Annotated in this window: 6 protein-coding genes, 1 tRNA gene and 1 pseudogene; all 8 read left to right on the top strand. The window is 56.9% G+C overall.

Translation table 11 applies throughout. The features are described from left to right. Window positions 1-98: 98 nt before the first annotated feature. A pseudogene (locus BN873_RS21430) lies at window positions 99-233 on the top strand (IS256 family transposase); the annotation flags it as partial. Between the two features lie 135 nt (window positions 234-368). Then, window positions 369-445: transfer RNA gene (locus tag BN873_RS01925), tRNA-Val, on the top strand. A gap of 126 nt (window positions 446-571) precedes the next feature. Further along, a complete protein-coding gene (gene thrS / locus BN873_RS01920; RefSeq protein WP_048670288.1) occupies window positions 572-2,488 on the top strand; it encodes a threonine--tRNA ligase in 1,917 nt (638 codons plus the stop codon). 18 nt (window positions 2,489-2,506) lie between these two features. After that, window positions 2,507-3,028: a translation initiation factor IF-3 gene (gene infC, locus BN873_RS19835; RefSeq protein ID WP_048670287.1), complete on the top strand. Its 522-nt coding sequence runs from the start codon at window positions 2,507-2,509 to the stop codon at window positions 3,026-3,028. 82 nt (window positions 3,029-3,110) lie between these two features. Next, complete coding sequence (rpmI, locus tag BN873_RS01910) at window positions 3,111-3,308, top strand: 50S ribosomal protein L35 (RefSeq protein ID WP_048670286.1); 198 nt, start codon at window positions 3,111-3,113, stop codon at window positions 3,306-3,308. 19 nt (window positions 3,309-3,327) lie between these two features. Beyond that, complete coding sequence (gene rplT / locus BN873_RS01905; RefSeq protein WP_048670285.1) at window positions 3,328-3,690, top strand: 50S ribosomal protein L20; 363 nt, start codon at window positions 3,328-3,330, stop codon at window positions 3,688-3,690. Window positions 3,691-3,799: 109 nt separating this feature from the next. Beyond that, entirely contained in the window at window positions 3,800-4,816 is a 1,017-nt protein-coding gene (gene pheS / locus BN873_RS01900) for a phenylalanine--tRNA ligase subunit alpha (RefSeq protein WP_048670284.1), read from the top strand. Window positions 4,817-4,826: 10 nt separating this feature from the next. Next, window positions 4,827-7,205 (top strand): phenylalanine--tRNA ligase subunit beta, encoded by a 2,379-nt coding sequence (gene pheT, locus BN873_RS01895; RefSeq protein ID WP_048670283.1) that lies wholly within the window; start codon window positions 4,827-4,829, stop codon window positions 7,203-7,205.

Genomic DNA, 7,205 nt, shown 5'->3' with positions numbered 1-7,205 from the left:
TACACAGCCATTTCGCGTATCGCACCCCCGCCGCCGTCTTGGCCCAGGAGGTCGCTATACTCTCTTAACCAGCGGAAGTCTTTTTTGGGGCACTACATTCCGCCTTCAAGGTGATCGACTTGGCTATTGAGCAAGCCGCCAAAAAATGGACCATGCCCATCAAAGACTGGAAACAGGCCCTCAATCGCTTCGCCATTCAATTCGAGGGCCGCTTGCCACTCTCACTCCACTAACCAAAACTGCATTTACACAAAAAATTTGACAGACTCCTTTTTTCTTTTGGCATTGATGCGACCGTAAGCAAAAAATCTACCCCAACTTCTTGCCAATCCCGCCGCCTTTCGTTACCCTTCCGCTCCTAATCGCTCAGGCGCGTAGCTCAGTTGGTTAGAGCACCACCTTGACATGGTGGGGGTCGTTGGTTCGAGTCCAATCGCGCCTACCAATTTTTGGTCTGAGTTGCAGAGCACTGGTTTTACAAAGGGCGCGCCTGCCTTCCAAAAGAAGGGTTTTTGGGCGCGCCCTTTATTATTTTACTCAGCGGAATTTGTAGATTAAGAGAGTTGCAGTCATGCCGATCATCACGCTCCCCGATGGCAGCCAGCGCGCATTCGACGCACCGGTCAGCGTCCACGATGTCGCCGCCGCCATCGGTGCCGGTTTGGCTAAGGCTGCTTTGGCGGGCAAGGTGGACGGTCGCCTGGTGGATACCTCGCACCTGATTACACAGGATGCGAATCTCGCCATCGTCACCGAGCGCGACCCGGAAGGGCTGGATATTATCCGCCATTCCAGCGCGCACCTGTTGGCGCACGCCGTCAAGCAACTCTATCCAAGCGCTCAGGTCACCATCGGCCCAGTGATCGAGAACGGCTTTTATTACGACTTCGCCTTCAACCGCCCCTTCACGCCCGACGATTTGGCGCAGATTGAGGCGCGGATGGAGGAACTGGCGGTGCGGGATATTCCAGTGGAACGGTCGGTGATGCCGCGCGATGAAGCCGTCGCCTTCTTCCGCCAGATGGGCGAGGAGTACAAGGCGCGAATCATCGCCGACATTCCCAGCGCCGAGCCGATTTCGCTGTATCGACAGGCTGATTTCATCGATTTGTGTCGCGGGCCGCACGTTCCCTCCACCGGCAAGCTCAAGGCCTTCAAGTTGATGAAGGTGGCGGGTGCCTATTGGCGCGGCGATTCGCGTAACGAGATGCTCCAACGCATTTACGGCACCGCTTGGCTCGATCAAAAGGCGCTGAAAGCTTACCTGCATCGCTTGGAAGAGGCGGAGAAGCGCGATCACCGCAAGGTCGGCAAGGCGCTCGATCTGTTTCACGTCCAGGAAGAAGCGCCGGGCATGGTGTTCTGGCATGATCGGGGCTGGCGGATTTACATCGAGATTCAGAATTACATCCGGCAGTTATTGCGCCAGCACGGCTATCAGGAAATCCACACGCCGCAGATTGTGGATCGCAGTCTGTGGGAAAAGTCCGGCCACTGGGAAAAATTCCGCAAGGACATGTTCACCACCTCATCGGAAAACCGCGATTATGCGGTCAAGCCGATGAACTGCCCCTGCCACATCCAGGTTTATAACCAGGGGTTGCGCAGTTACCGCGATTTGCCGCTGCGGCTGGCCGAGTTCGGTTCCTGCCATCGCAACGAACCGTCCGGTACTTTGCACGGCCTGATGCGGGTGCGTAACTTCGTCCAGGACGACGCCCATATCTTCTGCACCGAAGATCAAATTCAGGCAGAAGTGTCAGAGTTCATGGATTTGCTGTTTCATGTCTATGCTGATTTCGGTTTCAACGAGGTGCAACTGGCCTTGGCGACCCGGCCGGAGCAGCGGGTGGGCAGCGATGAGGTGTGGGACAAAGCGGAAAAGGCCCTGGAACTGGCGCTGAACCGCACCGGTTTGCCGTGGACGCTCAAACCCGGCGAAGGCGCGTTTTACGGCCCCAAAATTGAGTATGTGCTGCGCGATTGTCTGGATCGCTTGTGGCAGTGCGGCACCATTCAGGTGGATTTTTCGATGCCGGGTCGGCTGGATGCCCACTATATTGCCGAAGACGGCAGCAAGCGGGTGCCGGTGATGCTGCACCGGGCGATTCTGGGTTCGCTGGAGCGATTTATCGGGATTTTGATTGAGCAATATGCCGGTGCGCTGCCGGCGTGGCTCGCACCCGTGCAGGCGATTGTGCTTAATATTACCGATCATCAAGCCGAATACGTCGCCAAGCTTGAAAAATCCCTTATGCAACAAGGTTTCCGCGTCGCATCCGACTTGAGAAACGAGAAAATCGGCTTTAAAATCCGTGAGCACACCTTACAACGTGTCCCCTATCTACTGGTCGTCGGTGACCGGGAGATGGAAACCGAAACCGTCGCTGTGCGCACCCGAACCGGAAAAGACTTGGGCGTCATGAGCTTGCCGGCTTTCGTCGAGCTGCTACAAGCTGATATCGCCCGGCGCGGACGAACTGAATAATTACTGGAGGAACCCAACATCGCTGCAAATAATGAACTCCGGCTCAACGACGAGATCACCGGGCGCGAGGTGCGCCTAATTGATCAGGACGGCGAGCAAGCCGGTATTGTTTCTCTGCTACAAGCGAAAAAGATGGCAGAGGAAGCTGAACTGGATCTGGTTGAAATCTCCCCGAACGCCAAGCCACCGGTTTGCCGCATCATGGATTATGGCAAGTACCGGTTTGAAGTGGCCAAGAAGCAAAGCGAAGCCAGGAAAAAGCAAAAACAGATCCAGGTTAAGGAAATCAAATTTCGTCCAGGAACCGACGAAGGAGATTATCAGGTCAAACTACGCAACCTGATCCGTTTCCTAAGTGATGGCGATAAAGCCAAGGTGACGCTGCGGTTTCGGGGCCGCGAAATGGCGCACCAAGATCTGGGTAGTCAACTGCTTAAGCGCGTTGAAGACGATCTCGCGGCCTATGGCGCAGTAGAACAGCGGCCCAGACTGGAAGGGCGGCAAATGGTGATGACTATCGCGCCGGTCAGGAAGAAGTAATTCTCCCTTAGCGATCCATGTTTTTGCCGCCGATACCCTCGGGGGCCAGCCCAGAATTTTCCTAAAATAGCGGAGTTATGCAATGCCCAAGATGAAAAGCAATCGTGGTGCGGCTAAGCGATTCAAGCCCACCGGGTCCGGTAAGTTCAAATGTTCGCACTCCCATGTGCGGCACATCCTGACCAAGAAATCGACTAAGCGGAAACGGCAGTTGCGCGGTACCGCTATCGTGGCGGCTGTGGATACGCCCGCCGTTCGTCAGATGTTGCCTTATAGTTGATTTGCCGGAGAATTGAGCCATGCCTCGAGTTAAACGTGGTGTTACTGCCCACGCCCGTCATAAAAAAGTTTTAGACCAAGCCAAGGGTTACTACGGCGCTCGGAGTAAAGTATTCCGGGTTGCCAAACAAGCCGTCATCAAGGCCGGTCAGTACGCCTATCGTGACCGCCGCCAGAAAAAGCGCGAATTTCGCGCGCTGTGGATTGTCCGCATCAATGCGGGTGCTCACGAGAATGGGCTGTCCTATAGCCGATTCATCAATGGCCTAAAGAAAGCGGCCATCGAAATGGATCGTAAGGTGCTGGCCGATCTTGCAGTGTTTGATAAGCCTGCTTTTACTGAGCTGGCCAACCGCGCCAAGACCGCGCTCGGCATCGCCTGACTGTTGGCCGGATCAATCCTGATCCGGCAACCCTCAGGCCGAATTCCGAACGGGGGAAAGGCTGCGGTCTTTCCCTTTTTCATTGCTTATCGTTAAGAGATTTATCTGCGTGTATGCCTTGTCCGATCTCATCCGATCCGCCCAAACTGCGATTGCCAGCGCCGCTGATCTGGCGATGCTTGACCAGGCGCGCGTGCTGTATCTGGGCAAGAAAGGTGTATTGACCGAGCAGTTGAAGGAACTGGGACGCTTGCCACCAGACCAACGCCGCGCAGCGGGCCAAGCGATTAACGACGCTAAACAGGCTGTGGAAACGGCCATTGCGACCCGTAAAACGGTATTGGAAGCGATGGCGCTGGATGCTCGCCTGGCCACCGAAAGCATTGATGTGACCCTGCCAGGACGCGGCCAGCAGCCGGGCGGCTACCATCCACTCAGTCGCACCTTGGCCCGCATTGAAGCGCTGTTCGCTGGCATCGGCTTTAGCGTGGCGGAAGGCCCGGAAGTCGAGGATGATTTCCGCAATTTCGAGGCGCTCAATATTCCACCGCACCATCCGGCGCGGGCGATGCACGATACCTTTTATTTCGATGCCCATACCCTGCTGCGGACGCATACTTCGCCGGTGCAAATTCGGGTGATGGAGCGGCAAGCACCGCCCGTGCGGATCATCGCGCCCGGTCGGGTCTATCGCTGTGATTCCGATTTAACCCATTCGCCGATGTTCCATCAGGTCGAAGGTTTGCTGGTCGATGAGGGCGTCAGTTTCGCCGATCTGAAAGGCGTGCTGGATGATTTCCTGCGCAACTTCTTCGAGCGCGATCTGGCAGTACGTTTCCGGCCGTCGTATTTCCCGTTCACCGAACCGTCCGCTGAAGTGGATATTCAATGCGTGATCTGCGGCGGCAGTGGTTGCCGGGTTTGCAAGCAGAGCGGTTGGCTGGAAGTGTTGGGCTGCGGCATGGTGCATCCGGCGGTGTTCGAGAAAGTCGGCATCGACAGCGAGCGTTATACCGGCTACGCCTTCGGCATGGGGGTCGAACGACTGACCATGTTGCGTTATGGGGTGAACGATCTGCGGCTGTTCTTTGAGAACGATCTGCGCTTTCTGGGACAGTTTCGGTGAGGCTACTCGTATGAAAATCAGCGAACAATGGTTACGAGATTGGGTCGATTCTGGATGGTCCACCACTGAACTGGCAGCACGGTTGACGATGGCCGGTTTGGAAGTGGATAGCATTGAACCCGCCGCGCCCGCCTTCAGTAAAGTCGTGGTCGGTCGAGTGATCGGCTTGATTCAACATCCCGATGCCGACCGCTTACGGGTGGCGACGGTCGATGTGGGCGAGACTGAGCCGCTGCAAATCGTCTGTGGTGCGCCCAATGTCACTGTGGGGATGTGTGCCCCGACCGCTTTGATCGGTGCTGTGTTGCCTGGTGATTTCAAGATCAAGCCCTCTAAACTGCGCGGCGTGCAGTCGCAAGGGATGTTGTGCTCGGCCAAGGAATTAGGTCTGGCGGAGAACGCGGATGGCTTGCTGCCATTGCCCGCCGACAGCCGTCCCGGCCAGAATGTCCGCGAATTGCTGGCCTTGGACGATGCGCTGATCGAAATTGAATTGACGCCCAATCGCGGCGACTGTCTGGGCATGGCAGGGATCGCCCGCGAGGTGGCGGCGCTCAGTGGTCAGGAGTTTCAGGCACTGCCGGTAGAGGCCGTAGAACCCACGGTGGATACGGTTTTTCCGGTGGTATTGCGTGACCCCGCCGACTGCCCTCGCTACATCGGGCGAGTGATTCAAGGGGTCAATCCCGCTGCCGAGACTCCACTGTGGATGCAGGAACGGCTGCGGCGTGCTGGCGTGCGCAGTCTGGGACCCTTGGTCGATGTGACCAATTACGTGATGCTGGAACTCGGCCAGCCGATGCACGCCTTCGATCTGGGTCGGCTGACCGGGGGTATTGAAGTGCGCCGTGCCCGGCCTGGCGACCGACTGGAATTGCTCAATGGCGTAGTCGTTGAACCGGATGCGGAAACCTTGCTGATTACCGATCAGGCTGGGTCGCTCGCCTTGGCCGGGATTATGGGTGGTGAAATCAGTTCCTGCACCGATGCCACCCGCGATGTGTTTCTGGAAAGCGCCTTTTTCAGCCCGGCCAGCATCGCCGGTCGCGCCCGCCAGTACGGCTTACAGACCGATTCGTCTTATCGCTTCGAGCGTGGGGTCGATTGGCAATTGCAGCGCCGCGCTGCTGAACGGGCAACCCGGTTGTTGATTGAGATGGCGGGCGGTCAGCCGGGGCCGATCATCGAAGCCGTTTCACCTGATCATTTACCGGTGCAAGCAACGATTCGGTTACGGCCGGAGCGCATCCGCAAGTTATTGGGGATGGACGTTTCTGGCGCTGAGATCGAGAACATCTTGCGCCGGTTGGGCATGACCGTGACGGCCGAAACCGATGGCTGGCTTGTCACCCCACCCAGCAGCCGCTTCGATGTCAGCCTGGAAGCCGATCTGATCGAGGAAATTGCCCGGATTTATGGCTATGAGCGCGTGCCGAGCAACCGGCCGCTGACCCGGCTGGCAATGTCACCGCAAGCAGAAGGGCAAGTATCGCTGGAGCGATTGACGGCGACTCTGGTGCAGCGCGGCTTTCAGGAAGCGATCACTTACAGCTTCGTCGATCCATCCTTGCAAAAAGCGATTGATCCTGAACGGGAACCGCTGGCGTTATCGAATCCGATTTCGGCCGATTTGGCCGTCATGCGCACCAGTTTATGGCCTGGCTTACTCAAGGCGCTGAGCTACAATCAAAAGCGCCAACAACCGCGCGTGCGACTGTTCGAACACGGGCTTAATTTCGTTCCAACCGACAACGGCTTGCAGCAAGACGGGTATCTGGGCGGTGTGGTGACGGGGGCGGCGCTACCGGAACAATGGGGAACGCCGGTTCGACCGGTGGATTTTTTCGATCTCAAAGCTGATGTTGAAGCCTTATTGGTCTTGACGGGCGAACCCGAAGCCTTCCGCTTCGTCGCTGCCCAACAGTCGGCCTTGCATCCGGGTCAGAGCGCCCGAATTGAGCGCGGCGAGCTGATAGTGGGCTGGATTGGGGCGTTGCATCCGCATCTGGTGCGGACATTCGATCTCGAAGGCGATGTTTTTGTGTTCGAGTTGCGGCTGTCTGCTTTACAAGCGGCGTGCGTACCGAGCTTTGGCGAGCTTTCCCGGTTTCCTGCCAGTCGCCGCGATATCGCTATCGTGGTCGATGAAGCGGTGACGGCATACGCGATATACCGCTATATTCGCGAGCGCGGTGGTCGATTATTGCGTGATGTGCGGATTTTTGATGTTTATCGAGGGAAAGGAGTGTCAGAGGGAAGGAAAAGTTTGGCTTTGGGATTGATTCTACAGGATTTCTCGCGCAATCTTACAGATCAGATAGTCGAAGAGACCGTATCCGGCATTATCGCGGGACTAACGGAACAGTTTGGCGCAACGCTTAGGGTCTAG

The organism is Candidatus Competibacter denitrificans Run_A_D11, assembly GCF_001051235.1.
Taxonomy (GTDB): Bacteria; Pseudomonadota; Gammaproteobacteria; order Competibacterales; family Competibacteraceae; genus Competibacter_A; species Competibacter_A denitrificans.
This window is presented reverse-complemented; position numbering and strand designations above follow the sequence as displayed.

Excerpts from the sequence above, each read along its gene's own strand:
- thrS (WP_048670288.1), top strand. The coding sequence starts at position 572 with ATGCCGATCATCACGCTCCCCGATGGCAGCCAGCGCGCATTCGACGCA.
- rpmI (WP_048670286.1), top strand. The coding sequence starts at position 3,111 with ATGCCCAAGATGAAAAGCAATCGTGGTGCGGCTAAGCGATTCAAGCCC.
- rplT (WP_048670285.1), top strand. The coding sequence starts at position 3,328 with ATGCCTCGAGTTAAACGTGGTGTTACTGCCCACGCCCGTCATAAAAAA.
- pheT (WP_048670283.1), top strand. The coding sequence starts at position 4,827 with ATGAAAATCAGCGAACAATGGTTACGAGATTGGGTCGATTCTGGATGG.